Source organism: Solibacillus sp. R5-41, assembly GCF_002736105.1.
Taxonomy (GTDB): Bacteria; Bacillota; Bacilli; order Bacillales_A; family Planococcaceae; genus Solibacillus.
The window spans coordinates 792,917-810,828 of record NZ_CP024123.1 but is presented as its reverse complement, the minus strand read 5'-3'; the positions used below and the strand labels follow the sequence as shown (position 1 = coordinate 810,828).

Genomic DNA, 17,912 nt, shown 5'->3' with positions numbered 1-17,912 from the left:
CAAAAGTACCCCATAGGATAGACTTTTTTCAAAGTTCTACGCTATAGGGTACAGTTTTGTAAAGAGAAATTATTTCGTTACGATATGGATTGGGTTGCCTAATAAAACTTCAGCAGCTTCCATCGTAATTTCACCTAATGTTGGGTGAGCATGGATTGTTAATGCGATATCTTCTGCAGTCATACCCGCTTCGATTGCAAGACCCATTTCAGCGATCATATCAGATGCACCAGCACCAACGATTTGAGCACCAACTAATAAACCATCCTCTTTACGTGCAACTAACTTCACGAAGCCATCTGTTTCGTTTAACGCTAAAGCACGACCATTTGCAGCGAATGGGAATTTAGCAGCTTTTACTTCTAAACCTTCAGCTTTTGCTGATTCTTCAGAGTAACCTACCGTTGCCATCTCTGGGCTAGTGAAGCACACAGCTGGAATCGCTAAGTAATCTACTACTGATGGTTCACCTGCGATTGCTTCTGCAGCTACTTTACCTTCATAAGAAGCTTTATGTGCTAATTGTGGACCTGATACGATATCACCGATTGCATAAATGTTTGATAAAGAAGTACGGCATTGTTTGTCTACTTCTAATAAGCCACGTTCTGCATATTTAATACCGATTTCTTCTAAGCCCATTTCATCCGTATTTGGACGACGACCTACAGTTACTAAAACGTAATCTGCTTCAACCTTCTTCTCTTCACCAGCTACTTCATAAGTAACGATTACGCCATTTTCGTTTTCTTCAACGCCTTTAGCAGATGCGTTTACTTCAATTTCAACGCCTTTTTTCTTAAGACCTTTTTTAACGATTTGCGTCATTTGTTTTTCGAAACCAGCTAAGATATCTTTGCCGCCTTCGATGATTGTTACTTGTGAACCTAGGTTTGCATAGGCAGAACCTAATTCCGTACCAATGTAACCTCCACCAATTACGACTAATTTAGCAGGAACTTCTGGGAATGATAATGCACCAGTTGAACTTACTACGCGCTTAGTGAATTTGAACGTTGGAATCTCGATTGGACGAGAACCAGTTGCTAAAATTGCATTTTTAAATGTATATGTTTGTGCATGATCGCCATCGATTACACGTACAGTGTTAGCATCTACAAAGTATGCTTCCCCTTTAACGATATCCACTTTATTACCTTTTAATAAGCCTTCAACGCCGCCTACTAATTTCTTTACAACGCTATCTTTGAATGCTTGTGCTTTAGACCAATCAAGTTTAACGTCTGAAGCTACAACACCCATATCATCTGAGTGTTGTGCATGTTCAAAGCGGTGACCAACTGAAATTAACGCTTTTGATGGAATACATCCTACGTTTAAGCAAACGCCCCCTAATTGGCCTTTCTCAACGATTGTTACTTTTTGTCCAGTTTGTGCTGCACGGATTGCTGCAACATATCCCCCAGGACCTGAACCAACTACAAGTGTTTCTAATTCGATTGGAAAATCTCCTACTACCATTTTGTTTACGCCTCCATTAATAATAAGTCTGGCTCACTTAGCAAACGTTTTAAATGATTTAAAGCATTTTGCGCAGTTGCCCCATCGATCATGCGATGATCAAAGCTCAAAGACAATGCTAACACATGTGCGGCTACAATTTCACCATTTTTTATTACCGGTTTCTCTGATATACGACCAATTCCTAAAATTGCGACTTCAGGATGGTTAATTACCGGAGTAAACCATTGGCCTCCTGCCGAACCAATATTTGTAATAGATATAGAAGCGCCTTTCATTTCGTTCGGTGCTAATTTACCATCACGAGCTTTTACCGCAAGTTCATTAATTGCAGCTGATAATCCAAAAACAGACTGACGATCTGCATGTTTAATGACTGGAACTAATAATCCTTTTTCAGTATCAGCGGCAATACCTATATTATAATAATGTTTTTGAATAATTTCCTGTGTCGCGTCATCTAATGATCGATTGAATTCAGGATATTTGCGCAACGTCGAGATTAATGCCTTCACAACATAAGGTAAATACGTTAATTTTACACCTTGCTCCGCGGCGATATCTTTGAATTTTTTACGGTGCGCGACTAAAGCCGATACATCTACCTCATCCATTAACGTTACATGAGGGGCTGTTTGTTTTGAATGCACCATCGCTTTTGCAATCGCTTTGCGAATACCGCTCATTTTTTCCCGTGTTTCAGGGAAGTCTCCTTCAAGCACAACTGGAGCTACTTGCTTTGTTTCCTGTGTTTGTTCTTGAACTGAAACCGTCTCTTCAGAAGGAGCTGCAACTTCATTGCCCCCTGTTAAGTAGCTTTCAATATCTTCTTTTAACACACGACCGTTTTTCCCTGTACCTGTTACTTGAAGAATAGCTACACCTTTTTCACGTGCATATTTACGAACAGATGGCATCGCAATAATACGTTGTGAAGTTCCCTCAACTGCTTCAATTGAAGTTGGAGTTGGCTCTGTTTTAGCCGTTTCTTTTGGTGTCTCTTCTTTTTTTAATTCTTGTCCAACTTCAGCAGTCGCTTGCACTTGTGCCTCCGTTTTGGCAGATTCATTTGCATCGTGATGTTCATCACCTTTTAGCTTTAGGTCTTCGTAGCCAGGTGCATCGAAACGAATCAATGCGTCACCTACTATCGCAACAGTACCTTCTGCTACAAAAATTTCTTCCACTGTTCCTTCAACAGGTGATGGGATTTCTACAACAGCCTTATCGTTTTGAACTTCTGCTAAAATGTCATCCTCTTTTACTTGATCACCCGGTTTAACGAACCACTTTACAACTTCCCCTTCATGAATACCTTCACCGATATCTGGTAAACGAAACGTAAACGCCATTTATCTCACCTTCAATTCTTAGAATGTTAATACTTTCTTTGCCGTTTCCATTACATCTTTATACGTTGGTAACCATACACCTTCTGCTTGAGGGAATGGATAAATTGTATCTGGCGCTGCGACACGTAGTACTGGCGCTTCTAAAGATAAAATGGCACGCTCTGTAATTTCTGAAACAACATTTGCCGCTATTCCCGCTTGTTTTTGCGCTTCTTGAACAACAATTGCACGGCCCGTTTTTTCAACTGAAGCAATAATTGTTTCGATATCTAACGGTTGAATTGTACGTAAGTCAACTACTTCTACTGAGTAGCCTTCTTTTTCAAGTTCTTCCGCTGCTTTTAAGCTTTCGTGAACCATTAAACCGTATGCAATAATTGATAAATCTTTACCTTCACGCTTTACATCGGCTTTACCAATTTCTACTGTATATGCTTCTTCCGGAACTTCTTCTCGGAATGAACGGTATAGTTTTAAATGCTCTAAGAAAATAACTGGGTCATTATCACGAATAGATGCAATTAATAAACCTTTTGCGTCATATGGCGTTGATGGAATAACAACTTTTAAACCAGGTTGCTGCGCCATTAACCCTTCTAATGAATCCGAGTGCATTTCAGGTGTGTGTACGCCACCACCAAATGGTGAACGAATCGTTACAGGTGCATTATACGTACCACCTGAACGGTAGCGCATACGAGCAAGCTGACCGCTAATCGAGTCCATCACTTCATACACAAATCCAAAGAATTGAATTTCAGGAACTGGTCGGTAACCTGTTAAAGCTAAACCAATTGCTAAACCACCGATACCCGATTCTGCAAGTGGTGTATCAAAAACGCGCTCTACGCCAAATTCTTTTTGAAGACCTTCTGTTGCACGGAAAACCCCACCGTTTACACCAACATCTTCACCGAATACTAAAACATTTTCATCATTTTTCATTTCGCAGCGTAATGCGTCTGTAATTGCTTGAATCATCGTCATTTGTGCCATGGCTTATTTCGACTCCTTCTCTTTGAAAATTGCATATTGTTCCTTTAAGTTATATGGCATATCGCTTGCGTACATATTGTCCATTAACTCAGTCACCTTTTGCTTCGGTGCTTGGTCTGCTAATTTAATCGCTTCTTTAATTTCTTCTTTTGCACGTTCAATTACTGCTTCTTCTTTTTGCTCACTCCACAAGCCTTTTGCTTCTAAGAAGTGACGGAAGCGAATTAATGGATCTTTTGCTGCCCATTCATTGTCCGTGTCAGTATTACGGTAACGCGTTGGATCATCTCCAGCCATCGTATGTGGACCATAGCGGTAACACATTGTTTCGATTAGTGTCGGACCTTCTCCAGCAACAGCTCGATCGCGCGCATCCTTTGTTGCTACATAAACAGCTAATGGGTCCATTCCATCAACTAATACAGATGGAATACCAGCGGCAATTCCTTTTTGCGCAATTGTTTTAGCAGATGTTTGTAATTCACGAGGCGTCGAAATTGCAAATTGGTTATTTTGTACAATGAAGATTGCTGGTGATTTGAAAGCACCTGCAAAGTTAATCCCTTCATAGAAGTCCCCTTGTGAAGATCCACCATCACCTGTATATGTGATTGCAACTGATTTTGAACCACGTTTTTGCAAGCCTAATGCAACACCTGCTGTTTGAATATACTGTGCACCAATAATAATTTGTGGCGCTAAAATATTTACACCCTCAGGCACCTGGTTTCCAATAAAATGTCCGCGGCTAAATAAAAACGCTTTCGATAATGGAAGTCCATGCCATACAAGTTGAGGTACATCACGGTAGCCTGGTAAAATCCAGTCTTCTTTTTCTAAAGCAAAGTGCGATGCCAATTGCGATGCCTCTTGCCCTGCAGTCGGTGCATAAAATCCTAAACGCCCTTGACGGTTCAACGAAATTGAGCGCTGATCCAAAATACGTGTATATACCATTCGAGTCATTAACTCTACTAATTCTTCATCCGATAAGTTTGGCATTGCTGTTTCATTTACAACTTCGCCTTTTTCATTTAAAATTTGGAACATTTCGAACTTCGCTTCAATCTCTTGCAAAGTTCCAGTTGGGTTGAACTGTTTCATCATTTTTTCATCCATGTTTTACATCCCCTTTAAACTGTATTAAAAAAAGTTATAAATATATTAGTACAACATTCTATAGATTTGAGTATAATGAATAAAATCCTATCGGTCAATCATTATTTACCTCCAAATTAAACGTTTTCCTTTCGATACTTTAAAATGTAACAGTTAGCCGTTCTGTTACACAAAGAATATCATTCTGTGCTATAATAGTTTCTCATATAGATTATATTCATTTAGTTCCCATCCACAGCATGGGTTGATTTCCATAGCCCACTTGGACACTTCCCCTCCATTCCAATCAACTTTTGACGAAAAGCCTTTTATTTTAATGCAAATAATTATTTCACCTTCAATAACATGCCCATCTGTCCATTGCTTTACACTTTATTTTTAAGTGTTATTCGATTTAATTTCCTACTTATTACTATTTTTATTTTCGATTAGTTTTTTCATACGAACGTTTAAACGATTGGTGTATACTATTAATTATAAGTAATAATTGAAAGGAAGTTTCACATGATTTTAATGGAAAATATAATTCGTGATGGTCATCCAACATTGCGTACACGAGCTGAGGAATTTACGTTCCCTCTTACTGCGGAAGATAAAAAACTAGCTAAGGATATGCTGCAATATTTAATTAATAGCCAGGATGACGAATTAGCAGAAAAATATGGTTTGCGCGGTGGGATTGGCTTAGCTGCGAATCAAGTAAATTGTCTTAAACGAATGTTTGCACTTCATTTAGAAGACGAACATGGCGAGCAATTAAGCTTCGTAGCATGCAATCCGAAAATTGTTAGTCATTCAGTTGAGCAAACATACCTTACAAATGGTGAAGGTTGTTTATCCGTAGATCGCGCTGTACCAGGTTACGTTCCGCGCTATGCTCGTATTACGGTGAAATTTATGACCATTGACGGTGAAGAAAAGAAAATGCGCCTATCTGGATTACCAGCAATTGCATTTCAACATGAACTCGATCATTTAAACGGTGTTATGTTTTATGATCGCATCAATAAAAAAGATCCATTTGAAGAAATCGAAAACAGCGTACCATTTGGCAGAGATTGATCTTTTCATCCCATAAAAACCTTTAATGAAAGACGGCCCTCTCGCTACAATGGCACGAGGGTCGTCTTTTTAGTTATGCTCAAATCGCACACCAAGGCATAATTGCGTACGAAATCAGATACAAGATTAGATTAGATTAGATTTAATTGTTTCATAGCAAATGCTAAGCCATCCTCATCAACATGCTTCGTTATAATAGAAGCAGCTGCTTTTGCTTCTTCGTGGCCATTCCCCATCGCTACGCCTATTCCAACAGCGCTCAGCATTTCGACATCATTCAAACCATCGCCAAATGCAATTACATCTTCCATTGAAACTTGTAAATGCTCGGTCAATTTTTGAATCCCTCTTGATTTCGAACCTTCCTTTGGCAACATATCACAAGAAAATTTATGCCATCTAACGAATTGAACATTAGGAAACTCTTTTTCATACTGTTCTTGCTCATGCGACTCTGCAAATAATAACGTTTGATAAACTGGATTTTGTAAAAAATACGTGGCATCAATCTTTGGATATGGATAATGCAGCGAATTCAAACTTTCTTCAATAGTTAGTTGTTTATCTACGGAGGCAATCATTTCGTATTCATTTAAAAAGACAAACGGGTGATTACGAGATTCACCAAAAGCAATGATTTTTTGTAGCTCATCATTGGCGATTTGGTCTGTATAAATAACTTCCCCTTTATGCACAACATATTGCCCGTTAAAAGTAATATATGTATCGATTTCAAGCTCCTCTAACAACTCTCGAATCATAAATGGTGCACGCCCTGTTGCAATTGCCACCTCGTGCCCATTTTCACGTGCTTTAAAAATAGCTTCCTTTGCAGAGATCGGTAACACTTTTTGTGCATTATATAACGTTCCATCTACATCAAAAAATAGTATCTTTTTCATTGTTTTTTCCTCACTTTTTATTAGTCTCTTTACAAGAGATTGAATTTTCTGTATAATTAATTTAAGGAGTGATGACCTATGTTAAAACGTCTCAAAAAGAAGGTATTGAAACAGTTAAATGGCATCCTCGGGAAAAAATTGATTGCCTAAAGAAATTTTACTATTCATGGCGTGCCTCAATTTAAGCATTGAGGTTACGCCATTTTTTTCTTCTTAATCCTAAATGGTTCTTCTCAATTGTAAAGTAATTTGATGAGCTTTTCTTTATTTTAAAGGACTCGCATGATAAGATAAAGGAAATGCATTTTTTCTATTATAGAAGTGCAATAATTATGTTCGTAACTAAAGGAGAGTAACTATGATTTACAAAGTGTATTATCAACAAAACATCAATGACATTCCAGTTCGCGAAAACACAAAAACTCTTTATTTAGAGGCTTCTTCTGAACGTGAAGTTCGTCACTATTTAAAAGACCGTAATTATAACATTGAGCTTGTTCAACTATTAGAAGGTAACTACCTAGAATATGAACAAGCAAGCCCTAATTTCACTGTGGAGAATGCTTAATCCTTATGAAATTCGTTAAGAATGATCAAGCAGCTGTTTTCGCGCTCGGCGGACTGGGCGAAATCGGCAAGAACACATATGGAGTTCAATTCCAGGATGAAATTATTTTAATTGATGCTGGTATTAAATTCCCGGAAGATGATTTACTCGGCATTGACTACGTTATCCCAGATTATACTTATTTAGTACGAAACGTTGACAAAATAAAAGGGCTTTTCATTACACATGGTCATGAAGATCATATTGGTGGTATTCCCTATTTATTACGTCAAGTAAATGTACCTGTATATGGCGGGAAGTTGGCGCTAGGTCTACTTCGTAACAAATTAGATGAGCACGGCTTATTACGCACGACAAAGCTAATTGAATTTAAAGAAGATGACATTATCAAATTTAGAAAAACATCTGTTAGCTTCTTCCGTACAACGCACAGTATTCCTGACGCATTTGGAGTTGTTGTAAAAACACCACCAGGTAATATTGTCCATACAGGAGATTTTAAATTTGACTTTACACCGGTTGGCGAGCCAGCAAACTTAACAAAAATGGCTGAAATCGGTCGTGATGGTGTACTATGCTTACTTTCTGATAGTACAAACGCTGAAAAAACAGAATTCACGATGTCTGAACGTACAGTCGGGAAAAGTATCGACGAAATTTTCCGCAAAGTGGATGGCCGTATTATTTTTGCAACATTTGCATCGAATATTCATCGCTTACAACAAGCTACGGATGCAGCCGTAAAGTACGGACGTAAAGTGGCTGTATTTGGTCGTTCAATGGACAATGCGATTACAATTGGACGTGAACTCGGTTATATTACCGCACCGAAAGAAACGTTCATTGATGTGCAAAGCTTAAATCGTCTACCAGCCAATGAAGTGATGATTTTATGTACCGGTTCTCAAGGGGAACCAATGGCTGCATTATCACGTATCGCAAATGGTACACATCGTCAAATTCAAATCCAACCGGGTGATACAGTTGTATTCTCATCTTCTCCTGTTCCAGGTAATACGATGAGCGTAAACAAAATTATCAACTTATTATTCCGTGCTGGTGCTGAAGTCATTCACGGAGCATTAAATAATATTCATACATCTGGTCATGGTTCTCAACAAGAACAAAAATTAATGCTTCGATTAATGAAGCCGAAGTTTTTCATGCCGATACACGGTGAATATCGTATGTTAAAAATCCATACGGAACTTGCTGAAGCATGTGAAGTTCCATTAGAAAACTCATTTGTCATGGATAACGGTGAGGTATTAGCATTAAGTCCAAATGAGGCGCATGTTGCTGGTCGAATTCCTTCAGGTGATGTATATATTGATGGTAATGGAATCGGAGATATAGGTAATATTGTTCTACGCGATCGTCGCATACTTTCGGAAGAAGGTTTAGTCATCGTTGTTGTAAGTGTCGATATGGAAAAAAATAAACTTGTGTCAGGTCCAGATATTATTTCTCGAGGATTCGTCTACATGCGTGAATCAGGTACGATGATTAATGAAGCGCAAAAGATGTTAAACCATCATTTAAATAGCAGTATCCAAGAAAAAGATACACAATGGAATGACCTTAAAAATGAAATTACAGACGTTTTAGGACCGTATTTATACGAAAAAACAAAGCGTCGTCCCATGATTTTACCAATCATTATGGAAGTATAATAAAAGGAGAATGTGCACATACGTATGTGCACATTCTCCTTTTCATCATCTTTCAGCTATTGGTGTGTAAACACAAAAAGACATCAACCACGTCCCTCCTTGAACAAGTTGATGTCTCTTTTTAACAAATCAATTAATCCTCAGCTAAATCGAGTCCTGATTCTGCTCAAATAAGCTAAATTACCTTTTGAACAAAGCGGTTAATATCCACATCCGCACCAATAATAAGCAGCACATCTCCTACCTCAATACGTTCCGTTGCAGCAGGTGAAATCATAATTTCCTCACCGCGTGTAATACCAACAATATTAACACCATATTTCGCACGAATATCCAGTTCAATTAAAGAATTACCAGCAATTTTATCACTCGCCTTAATTTCCATAATCGAGTGCTCACCAGAAAGCTCTAAATAATCTAACACACTGTTTGAAATCATATTATTTGCAATACGAATGCCCATATCACGCTCAGGATGCACAACATAGTCCGCGCCAATTTTACGTAAAACTTTTTCATGATAATCATTTTGCGCTTTTACAGTAATTTGTGGAACACCTAGTTCTTTCAATATTAAAGTTGTTAATATACTAGCTTGAATATTCTCACCAATCGCTACAATTACGTGTTCAAAATTCCAAATCCCCAAAGACTTAATGACAGATTCTTCAGTCGTATCAGCCACTACTGCCTGCGTCGCAATTTGTGCAAATTCGTCTACGCGTTCACTATCAGTATCAATTGCCATTACATTTGCACCTTGTTTAACAAGTTCTCTTACAATACTTCCTCCAAATCGACCTAAGCCGATAACAACAAATTCTTTTTTCATCCGTTCTCCTCCGTGCAAAATCAGTTGCCCATATTTTATCGTAAAAATTGGTTTTTCGCTATTAAAATTGTCGCATCATTTACTTCTCAAGCAAAATATGACTGTGACTTTAAATTATCCGACTTATTTTTTGTTCTAATTGTTTTGTTGACATTAAGCCTACTTTATAAAACCGAAGCAATCCTTCTTGGTCAAATAAATAAAATGCAGGCACAATTTGATTTTGAAACGCATCTGATATTTTTAATTCACTGTCCACAAATACTGGAAATGGAATAGCGAGATTTTCTATCTTATCCTTTATTGGATCCATCGCTTTATCCTTTTCAGCTCTTGGCATGTGGACAGTCAAAATATTGAGCTTACTCCGAAAAATCTGTTTAAGCTCATTTAATTTCACTAACGACCCTTCACATTGTTTACAGCTAATGGACCAAAAATAAATAAGCACGAGCCTTCCCTCAATTTGTCGCTCAAACTTATGCTCATTTAATATTACCTCTTCACCTTCAAGTGGAGGCATTGGGTTACGTATTTTCATATTTCCCTCCTTACACTAGAATATGTCTCAATCTTTCTTTCGTCACTTCAATTCGTATTACATTTAAACATTTACGTACATTCTTCAACGAACTCGAAAGGTTGTTTTCCATTCCAAACTTACGGCGACAATACATCTTTTTAACTAAACGTTTCTTAATTTGGGAGGTTTAACACAGTTCCATCACTAGCCGTAAATTTGTTTAGCTTTTCTATACAATTCCCCTTGAAAATCTGCTGACATTATGTATAATTATAATTGTTTTCGTAAACTTAAAGTTTTGTTAAAGTAAACTTCCATACTTAAAGTTTAACAAAAGTAAACTTGGAGAGGAGCGTGACCGTATGCAAATTGGAACGAAAATCAAGGCGCTCCGATTAAAAAAAGGATTGACCCAGGAGGAGCTTGGTGAACGCACTGATTTGACAAAAGGTTATATTTCACAACTAGAACGCGATTTAAACTCTCCATCAATTGAAACTTTATTCAATTTATTAGAAGTTCTCGGGTGTACACCACGAGACTTTTTTGATGATGAGCATGAAAATGAGAAAATTGTTTTTACAAAGGACGATCAAAAAAGCTTTATCGATCACGACAAAAAATATGAAATCGAATGGTTAATTCCAACTTCCAATGAAAAAGAAATGGAGCCGGTCTTCATTACTCTTCAAAAGGATGCCGAGTTTAAAACATTCGAGCCATCTTTAGCGGAAACTTTTATTTATGTTTTAAATGGTCGCATTCGCGTTGTCATCGGCAATGCTGAATATATCGCAAGTGAAGGAAACGCTGTCTACTATGAAGCTTCTTCAAATCATCAAATTTTTAATGCACATAATGGTATAACGAAACTGTTATTAGTTGCAACTCAATCTTATTTATAATTTAGGAGGTACACGAAATGGATAACGCGATTATTCGCTTTGAAAATGTCACAAAATCATTCGACGATGGAACAGTCGTATTAAAAAATATTAACTTCGAATTAGAGCGAGGTAAATTCTACACATTACTCGGTCCATCTGGCTGTGGTAAAACAACCATTTTACGTATTATTGCCGGCTTTACAGAGGCTTCAACAGGTGATGTTTTTTTTAATGGAAAACGTATTAACAATATCCCTGCAAATGAACGTCAAGTAAATACTGTATTTCAGGATTATGCATTATTCCCACATTTAAATGTTTTCGAAAATGTGGCATTTGGTTTACGTATTAAAAAAGTAAAAGAAGCTGAAGTTCGTGAGCGCGTACAAGAGGCGTTAAAATTCGTCAACTTAGCTGGTTATGGCAACCGTGAGATTCCAGAAATGTCAGGTGGGCAACGTCAACGCGTTGCAATTGCTCGTGCGATTGTCAATGATCCAGAAGTGATTTTATTAGACGAACCATTATCAGCACTAGATTTAAAGCTACGCACAGAGATGCAATATGAGCTACGTGAGTTGCAACAACGTCTTGGCAAGACATTTGTATTCGTTACACATGACCAAGAAGAAGCGCTTGCGATGAGTGATGAAATTTTCGTTTTATCACACGGTGAAATAAAACAATCTGGTACACCTGTAGATATTTATGATGAGCCGATTAACCGCTTTGTGGCAGATTTCATAGGAGAATCGAATATTGTAGACGGTATCATGATTGAAGACTATAAAGTAAGATTTGCTGGCAAAATATTTGAATGTGTCGACGGCGGAATGAAACCAAACGAGAAAATCGATATTGTCATCCGACCTGAAGATTTAGAAATTACAACGCCTGAAAAAGGGAAATTAATTGTAACGGTTGATACGCAATTATTCCGCGGTGTGCATTATGAGCTTTCCACTTATGATGAAGCTGGCAATGAATGGCTCGTACACTCTCTGAAAAAAGCAGAAGTTGGCGAAGAAATCGGTTTGGACTTTGATCCTGAAGCCATTCATGTCATGCGTTTAAATGAAACAGAAGAAGATTTCGATAAGCGTCTTGAAGCGTACGGGGATGAAGAACATGAATAGTAAAACAGCTAAAGCCCCGTTAATTCCATATTTATTTTGGATTATTTTATTCGTTATCGCACCAATCGCCTTAATTTTATATTACTCACTACTTGATTTAAATGGCCATTTCACATTAGCCAATTATGCAAAATTCTTTACACCTGTTTATTTAAAAATGACACTCAGTAGCTTTTGGTATGCATTTTTAATTACACTATTTACATTAATTTTTGCATATCCAACAGCCTATTTATTAACAAAAACAAAACATAAGCGACTTTGGTTAATGCTCATTATTATCCCTTCTTGGATTAACCTATTATTAAAAACGTACGCATTCATTGGTATTTTCGGCCTTTATGGTCCAATAAATGCGCTAATTGAAGTGTTTGGCTTTAATCCGAAACAAATTTTATTTACGGACTTTAGTTTCGTTTTCGTAGCTGTTTACATTTTCATACCGTTTATGATTATTCCAATCTTTAACTCATTAGATAAAATGAATCCATCATTAATTTTTGCGGCTCGTGATTTAGGCGCATCTGCATGGACGACTTTCCGTCGCGTAGTATTCCCTCTTACAATTGATGGTGTAAAAGCTGGTATTCAAGTAACATTTATTCCTGCATTATCATTATTCATGATTACACGATTAATTGCTGGGAACCAAGTCATCACACTCGGTACAGCCATTGAGCAGCAATTCCTTGTTTCACAAAACTGGGGAATGGGTTCGACAATTGCTGTATTCTTAATTGTATTTATGTTATTAACTATGCTTGTTACGAAACAAAATTCTAAAGGAGGGCGCGCATAATGAAAAAATTATCCGCTGCTTCAAAGGCGTATTTAGTCCTTGTCTTTGCCGTGCTTTATGCGCCTATTCTCTATTTAATTTTTTACTCATTTAACAGCGGCGGCAATATGAACAATTTCGAATCCTTTACACTTGAGCATTACCAGGCTGTATTTGATGATTCACGCCTCATTGTTATTTTAATTAATACCGTGATTGTTGCCTTATTATCAGGCTTAATTGCCACGGTTATTGGAACGCTTGGTGCGATTGGTATTGTTTCAATTAAAGATAAAAAAATGCGCAATACGCTCCTTTCATTAAATAATGTTTTAATCGTTTCACCAGACGTTGTGATTGGTGCCAGCTTCTTAATATTATTCACAATGATCGGTGTTAAATTAGGTTTTGCTTCGGTACTCGTATCGCATGTCGCTTTTAGTGTACCAATTGTTGTTTTAATGGTTTTACCGAAGCTATTAGAAATGAACACATCATTAATTGATGCGGCTCGTGATTTAGGTGCAACGAAAAGAGATGTTTTAACACGTGTTATTTTACCGTATATTTCACCTGGTATATTCGCAGGTTTCTTTATGGCCTTAACGTATTCTCTCGATGATTTTGCTGTTACGTTTTTCGTTACCGGCAATGGGTTTAGTACATTATCTGTAGAAATTTACTCTATGGCACGTGCGGGAATTTCATTAACCGTTAATGCGATTTCAGGTTTAGTATTTGCGATCACTGTACTCGTTGTCATCGGTTATTACTTCATTAATCAACGTACAAAATCAGCGATGGCGGAGGGACAACGATGAGAGATTTATTACAAGCGACGATTGCCATTGTCATTCTCTGTGTGCTATTATTTGTCGCTGCTGGCCAAATGCAATCAAAAGGCAATGCAGGTAGCAAAGATACGTTAACCATTTTCAACTGGGGCGAATATATCGACACAGATTTAATCAAAAAGTTTGAACAAGAAACAGGCATTAATGTCATTTATGAAACATTCGACTCCAATGAAGCGATGTTAACAAAAATTCAGCAAGGTGGCTCGGCTTATGATATTGCCGTTCCATCTGAATACACAGTGGAATCTATGAAAGAAGATAATTTACTCATTCCGCTGGATCACACATTAATCCCAAACATGAAAAATCTTAATGCTGATTTTTTAAATTTATCTTTTGACCCGAATAACGAATTTTCACTGCCTTATTTTTGGGGTACGGTCGGCATTGTTTATAATCCAAAATTAATCGAGGACCATTTAACATTCGAAACTTGGGATGATTTATGGGATGAATCTTTAAAACGTAAAGTGTTTTTAGTAGACGGCTCACGAGAAGTAATTGGTATGGGGTTAAATACTATCGGTGAATCATTAAATATTAAAGACGATGAAATTTTACGTCAGGCAACCGATAAATTAATTACATTATCACCAAATATTAAAGCGATTATTGGCGATGAAATTACACCATTAATGATTAATAACGAAGCTGCTGTTGCGCTAACTTGGGCGGGGCAAGCAGCAGATATGATGTCGGAAAATGAAGACCTTAACTACGCGATTCCTAAAGAAGGTACTAACTTGTGGTTTGATAACATGGTCATCCCAAAAACATCAAAAAATGTAGAAGGTGCACATAAGTTTATTAACTTCATGTTAGATCAGGAAAACGCAGCTCAAAACGCTGACTACGTCGGCTATTCTACACCAAATGAAGCAGCATGGGACATTATGGACCCAGAAGTCATCACAGACGAACGTTTCTATCCAAACCATGAGCTACGCGATAAGCTAGAAGTATACGAAAACCTTGGTCTTGAATGGCTAGGAAAATACAACGAATACTTCTTAGAATTTAAAATGAGCTTGAAATAAAAAAAGCAGCTATCCTTGAATGGATAGCTGCTTTTTTTCTTAAGAAAACATTCATAAAATCTTAAGAAATTGCTTTACTTCCTATTAATTTTTGTCCGATATACTATAACTAGATTCAGCAGAAGTTCACCTTTTCTAAAAGTGGAAGATGAATGCCTAATAGACACTTTACTTAGCTTGGGTTCAAACCCTGGCTGAATCTAGTTACCCCCCGGGGATGTCACAGATTTTAAAGGGGAGGTTTTCAAGCAATTTTGAAAAAATCAGGACAAAAGTTAGCCGAGGCATAATTGATTTATGTAAAACCACATTTTAAGAATAAGAACGGAAAAAATTGCCCACACTTTTGTGGAATTCTTCAATTTAATGCAAAAAAGTAAACGATAAAAGAGGAAATGTAATGAAAAAATGGATCGTACTTTTATTAATAATTGCTATTGGTTTATGGGGTTTCGATGTGAGTCGCTCCACTTCTAATGAACAGCCCCAGCAAAATTTACACATCCATCATGGCGATTTACGATTAATTAATAACCAATTTGCAGTGGATGAAACAACCATTCCGAATGATATTATAAAAGCAAGTGAAGTCATTCAATATGCAGAAATTTCGGATGTTACTACGGAAATTTCACAACGTCTTGCCCACTATTTAAATACGATGTTAAAAGAAGCGCATGGAGAAGGTATTTCGAACTTTTTAATCAATAGTAGCTTCCGTGATTTCAACACGCAACAAAGTGTATTTAATGAATTCGGTGGGGACTTTGCGCTGCCAGCTGGTTATAGTGAGCATAATTCTGGTCTTGCCGTCGATATCGGATCATCGAGCGGTCCAATGGGGTTATCTGATGAAGGTAAATGGCTCGCACAAAATGCTTGGCGTTATGGATTTATTTTACGCTATCCTGAAGGGAAGACAGAAATAACAGGCATTGCGTTTGAACCTTGGCATTTCCGATATGTCGGATTGCCTCATAGTGAAATTATGTATACAGAGCAGTGGGTACTTGAGGAATATATTACCTACTTACAAACAAACGGCTTTTACAAAACCAAAAATGGCATATTGGTTTCATACTATTCGTCCATAGAAAAGGCACAGGAAGCTCTAGAAAATTCAAATAGCTATGAGCTATCTGGGGATAACCAACAAGGCATAATCATTACAACTAAACAACATGAATAACATGAAAGAAGCTGGCGTCATAAGGATGTGTAATTTACCCTTATACCCCAGCTATTTTTTCTTTTATGCAATCCCCCCTGCCTAAGGAAATTTGTACTCTTAAACTTTTAGAATGTTCAAAGAAAAGGTGATTTTTGTCATGAATACAGGTACAATATGTTTACTGATGAAAATCAATTAATGCTCGGCTATCTTTTGTCCAAATTTTGAATTTGTACTAAATTTGGATGTTTGCCAGAGTTCCCCCATTCAGTGATTGATTTAACACTCACTGTAAAATAGAAAATTTCAGGTATGGAACGAATTGAACAGAAGGGTAGGCTCTAGATGGAACAAAAATCAAATAAAATTGTACTCTATTTATTAATGTTCAATATGTTTATTACGATGGGTGGCATCGGAATCATTATTCCCGTCATGCCTGCATATTTACACCTTTTCGGGGTAGGTGGCCAAGTACTTGGCTTTTTAATTGCGGGATTTGCGCTTGCACAATTTTTACTTTCTCCTGTGGCAGGTGACTTATCAGACCGTCATGGACGAAAAATCTTTATTATTTCCGGACTCATTGTGTATGGGTTTTCACAACTATTATTCGGTTTTGCATCCGAAGTGTGGGTTTTATTTTTAGCTCGTTTCTTATGTGGTGCAGGCGCTGCCTTCATAATGCCTCCAATTATGGCATTCGTGGCGGATATTACAACCTTTGAAGAACGCGGAAAAGGGATGGGTATGATCGGTGCTTCCATGTCACTTGGATTTATGATTGGCCCTGGAGTTGGTGGATTTTTAGGAAACATCAATTTAACTTTCCCATTTTATTTAGCTGGTACTGTGGCGATTGCAGCAGCCATTCTATCTGCCATCTATTTACCAAACATTAAAAATACAGTTACGAATAAGGCACCGCGTGAAAATCTGGTCAAACAACTAACACGTTCATTGAAAACGTCTTATTTTGTATTTTTACTCGTAGTCTTTACATTTAGCTTCGGCATTGCCAATTTCCAAACGACACTATCTCTTTATTTAGATAAGGAATTTAGCTACACTCCAACTGATATTGCAATTATTTTAACAGTTGGCGGATTTGCTGGCGTCATTTTACAAATGTATGTAATAAATATTTTGTTCAAACGTTTTGGAGAAATGAAAGTAATATTAATCAATTTATTACTAGCGGCTATTACAATGTTACTTATCATTTTCGTGAATGGCTTCTTTGTTATTTTAATCGTAGCTACGTTGTTCTCTATTGCAACAACATTTATTCGACCAGCAGTTAATACTCTTATTTCGAAAATGGCGGGTGATGAACAAGGCTTTGCCGCAGGAATGAACAATGCGTATATGAGCTTAGGCAATATGTTCGGTCCTGCACTCGCAGGTATTTTATTCGAATGGAATTCAGAAGCTCCCTATTATTTAGGCTCCGTTATTTTAGTCGGTTGCTTCATACTCGCTTTTATTTGGACTTCAAAAAAAGTGCCACATTTAATGAAAGCATCCTAAACAAATA

17 protein-coding genes are annotated in these 17,912 nt (G+C 37.3%); 10 read left to right on the top strand and 7 right to left on the bottom strand.

Translation table 11 applies throughout. The annotated features are described in order from the left end of the window. Positions 1-69: 69 nt before the first annotated feature. Genes lpdA through pdhA form a run of 4 tightly spaced genes read right to left on the bottom strand, consistent with a single transcriptional unit; the run spans position 70 to position 4,949 of the window. Positions 70-1,482: a dihydrolipoyl dehydrogenase gene (lpdA, locus tag CSE16_RS03680; protein WP_099422634.1), complete on the bottom strand. Its 1,413-nt coding sequence runs from the start codon at positions 1,480-1,482 to the stop codon at positions 70-72. A gap of 5 nt (positions 1,483-1,487) precedes the next feature. After that, a complete protein-coding gene (locus tag CSE16_RS03675; protein WP_099422633.1) occupies positions 1,488-2,834 on the bottom strand; it encodes a dihydrolipoamide acetyltransferase family protein in 1,347 nt (448 codons plus the stop codon). 18 nt (positions 2,835-2,852) lie between these two features. Continuing rightward, positions 2,853-3,830 (bottom strand): alpha-ketoacid dehydrogenase subunit beta, encoded by a 978-nt coding sequence (locus CSE16_RS03670; RefSeq protein ID WP_099422632.1) that lies wholly within the window; start codon positions 3,828-3,830, stop codon positions 2,853-2,855. Between the two features lie 3 nt (positions 3,831-3,833). Beyond that, positions 3,834-4,949, bottom strand: a complete 1,116-nt coding sequence (gene pdhA, locus CSE16_RS03665; RefSeq protein ID WP_099422631.1) for a pyruvate dehydrogenase (acetyl-transferring) E1 component subunit alpha — start codon at positions 4,947-4,949, stop codon at positions 3,834-3,836. A gap of 504 nt (positions 4,950-5,453) precedes the next feature. Here pdhA and def point away from each other — a divergent pair. Then, positions 5,454-6,011: a peptide deformylase gene (def, locus tag CSE16_RS03660; RefSeq protein WP_099422630.1), complete on the top strand. Its 558-nt coding sequence runs from the start codon at positions 5,454-5,456 to the stop codon at positions 6,009-6,011. 131 nt (positions 6,012-6,142) lie between these two features. Here the strand turns inward: def and CSE16_RS03655 are convergent, their stop codons facing one another. Continuing rightward, the gene (locus tag CSE16_RS03655; RefSeq protein ID WP_099422629.1) at positions 6,143-6,913 is read right to left on the bottom strand and encodes a Cof-type HAD-IIB family hydrolase; all 771 of its coding nucleotides are present in this window, start codon (positions 6,911-6,913) and stop codon (positions 6,143-6,145) included. Positions 6,914-7,271: 358 nt separating this feature from the next. On the opposite strand from CSE16_RS03655, the gene CSE16_RS03650 reads away from it, so the two are divergent. Beyond that, positions 7,272-7,481: a DNA-dependent RNA polymerase subunit epsilon gene (locus tag CSE16_RS03650; RefSeq protein ID WP_099422628.1), complete on the top strand. Its 210-nt coding sequence runs from the start codon at positions 7,272-7,274 to the stop codon at positions 7,479-7,481. A gap of 5 nt (positions 7,482-7,486) precedes the next feature. After that, a complete protein-coding gene (rnjA, locus tag CSE16_RS03645; protein WP_099422627.1) occupies positions 7,487-9,154 on the top strand; it encodes a ribonuclease J1 in 1,668 nt (555 codons plus the stop codon). 175 nt (positions 9,155-9,329) lie between these two features. Here the strand turns inward: rnjA and CSE16_RS03640 are convergent, their stop codons facing one another. After that, positions 9,330-9,986 carry a potassium channel family protein gene (locus CSE16_RS03640; protein ID WP_099422626.1) on the bottom strand — a complete coding sequence of 219 codons (657 nt, stop codon included), beginning with the start codon at positions 9,984-9,986 and terminating at the stop codon, positions 9,330-9,332. A gap of 109 nt (positions 9,987-10,095) precedes the next feature. Further along, entirely contained in the window at positions 10,096-10,527 is a 432-nt protein-coding gene (locus tag CSE16_RS03635) for a TlpA family protein disulfide reductase (RefSeq protein ID WP_099422625.1), read from the bottom strand. A gap of 344 nt (positions 10,528-10,871) precedes the next feature. Between CSE16_RS03635 and CSE16_RS03630 the strand changes: the two genes are divergently transcribed. The 7 genes from CSE16_RS03630 to CSE16_RS03600 all read left to right on the top strand — a co-directional run bounded on the left by CSE16_RS03630 (position 10,872) and on the right by CSE16_RS03600 (position 17,905). Continuing rightward, positions 10,872-11,414: a helix-turn-helix domain-containing protein gene (locus CSE16_RS03630; protein ID WP_099422624.1), complete on the top strand. Its 543-nt coding sequence runs from the start codon at positions 10,872-10,874 to the stop codon at positions 11,412-11,414. Positions 11,415-11,431: 17 nt separating this feature from the next. After that, positions 11,432-12,532, top strand: coding sequence for an ABC transporter ATP-binding protein (locus CSE16_RS03625; protein ID WP_099422623.1), 1,101 nt, complete (start codon positions 11,432-11,434; stop codon positions 12,530-12,532). Beyond that, positions 12,525-13,331, top strand: coding sequence for an ABC transporter permease (locus tag CSE16_RS03620; RefSeq protein ID WP_099422622.1), 807 nt, complete (start codon positions 12,525-12,527; stop codon positions 13,329-13,331). Before CSE16_RS03625 ends, CSE16_RS03620 begins: the two co-directional genes overlap by 8 nt. Continuing rightward, positions 13,331-14,131 (top strand): ABC transporter permease, encoded by an 801-nt coding sequence (locus CSE16_RS03615; protein WP_099422621.1) that lies wholly within the window; start codon positions 13,331-13,333, stop codon positions 14,129-14,131. Before CSE16_RS03620 ends, CSE16_RS03615 begins: the two co-directional genes overlap by 1 nt. After that, the gene (locus CSE16_RS03610; RefSeq protein ID WP_099422620.1) at positions 14,128-15,204 is read left to right on the top strand and encodes an ABC transporter substrate-binding protein; all 1,077 of its coding nucleotides are present in this window, start codon (positions 14,128-14,130) and stop codon (positions 15,202-15,204) included. Before CSE16_RS03615 ends, CSE16_RS03610 begins: the two co-directional genes overlap by 4 nt. A 400-nt stretch (positions 15,205-15,604) precedes the next feature. Then, entirely contained in the window at positions 15,605-16,393 is a 789-nt protein-coding gene (locus CSE16_RS03605; protein WP_099422619.1) for a M15 family metallopeptidase, read from the top strand. Positions 16,394-16,720: 327 nt separating this feature from the next. Next, positions 16,721-17,905 (top strand): MFS transporter, encoded by a 1,185-nt coding sequence (locus CSE16_RS03600; RefSeq protein ID WP_099422618.1) that lies wholly within the window; start codon positions 16,721-16,723, stop codon positions 17,903-17,905. Positions 17,906-17,912 lie beyond the last annotated feature (7 nt).

Coding starts and splice junctions, on each gene's coding strand:
- lpdA (WP_099422634.1), bottom strand. CDS start 1,482: ATGGTAGTAGGAGATTTTCCAATCGAATTAGAAACACTTGTAGTTGGT.
- CSE16_RS03675 (WP_099422633.1), bottom strand. CDS start 2,834: ATGGCGTTTACGTTTCGTTTACCAGATATCGGTGAAGGTATTCATGAA.
- CSE16_RS03670 (WP_099422632.1), bottom strand. CDS start 3,830: ATGGCACAAATGACGATGATTCAAGCAATTACAGACGCATTACGCTGC.
- pdhA (WP_099422631.1), bottom strand. CDS start 4,949: ATGGATGAAAAAATGATGAAACAGTTCAACCCAACTGGAACTTTGCAA.
- def (WP_099422630.1), top strand. CDS start 5,454: ATGATTTTAATGGAAAATATAATTCGTGATGGTCATCCAACATTGCGT.
- CSE16_RS03655 (WP_099422629.1), bottom strand. CDS start 6,913: ATGAAAAAGATACTATTTTTTGATGTAGATGGAACGTTATATAATGCA.
- CSE16_RS03650 (WP_099422628.1), top strand. CDS start 7,272: ATGATTTACAAAGTGTATTATCAACAAAACATCAATGACATTCCAGTT.
- rnjA (WP_099422627.1), top strand. CDS start 7,487: ATGAAATTCGTTAAGAATGATCAAGCAGCTGTTTTCGCGCTCGGCGGA.
- CSE16_RS03640 (WP_099422626.1), bottom strand. CDS start 9,986: ATGAAAAAAGAATTTGTTGTTATCGGCTTAGGTCGATTTGGAGGAAGT.
- CSE16_RS03635 (WP_099422625.1), bottom strand. CDS start 10,527: ATGAAAATACGTAACCCAATGCCTCCACTTGAAGGTGAAGAGGTAATA.
- CSE16_RS03630 (WP_099422624.1), top strand. CDS start 10,872: ATGCAAATTGGAACGAAAATCAAGGCGCTCCGATTAAAAAAAGGATTG.
- CSE16_RS03625 (WP_099422623.1), top strand. CDS start 11,432: ATGGATAACGCGATTATTCGCTTTGAAAATGTCACAAAATCATTCGAC.
- CSE16_RS03620 (WP_099422622.1), top strand. CDS start 12,525: ATGAATAGTAAAACAGCTAAAGCCCCGTTAATTCCATATTTATTTTGG.
- CSE16_RS03615 (WP_099422621.1), top strand. CDS start 13,331: ATGAAAAAATTATCCGCTGCTTCAAAGGCGTATTTAGTCCTTGTCTTT.
- CSE16_RS03610 (WP_099422620.1), top strand. CDS start 14,128: ATGAGAGATTTATTACAAGCGACGATTGCCATTGTCATTCTCTGTGTG.
- CSE16_RS03605 (WP_099422619.1), top strand. CDS start 15,605: ATGAAAAAATGGATCGTACTTTTATTAATAATTGCTATTGGTTTATGG.
- CSE16_RS03600 (WP_099422618.1), top strand. CDS start 16,721: ATGGAACAAAAATCAAATAAAATTGTACTCTATTTATTAATGTTCAAT.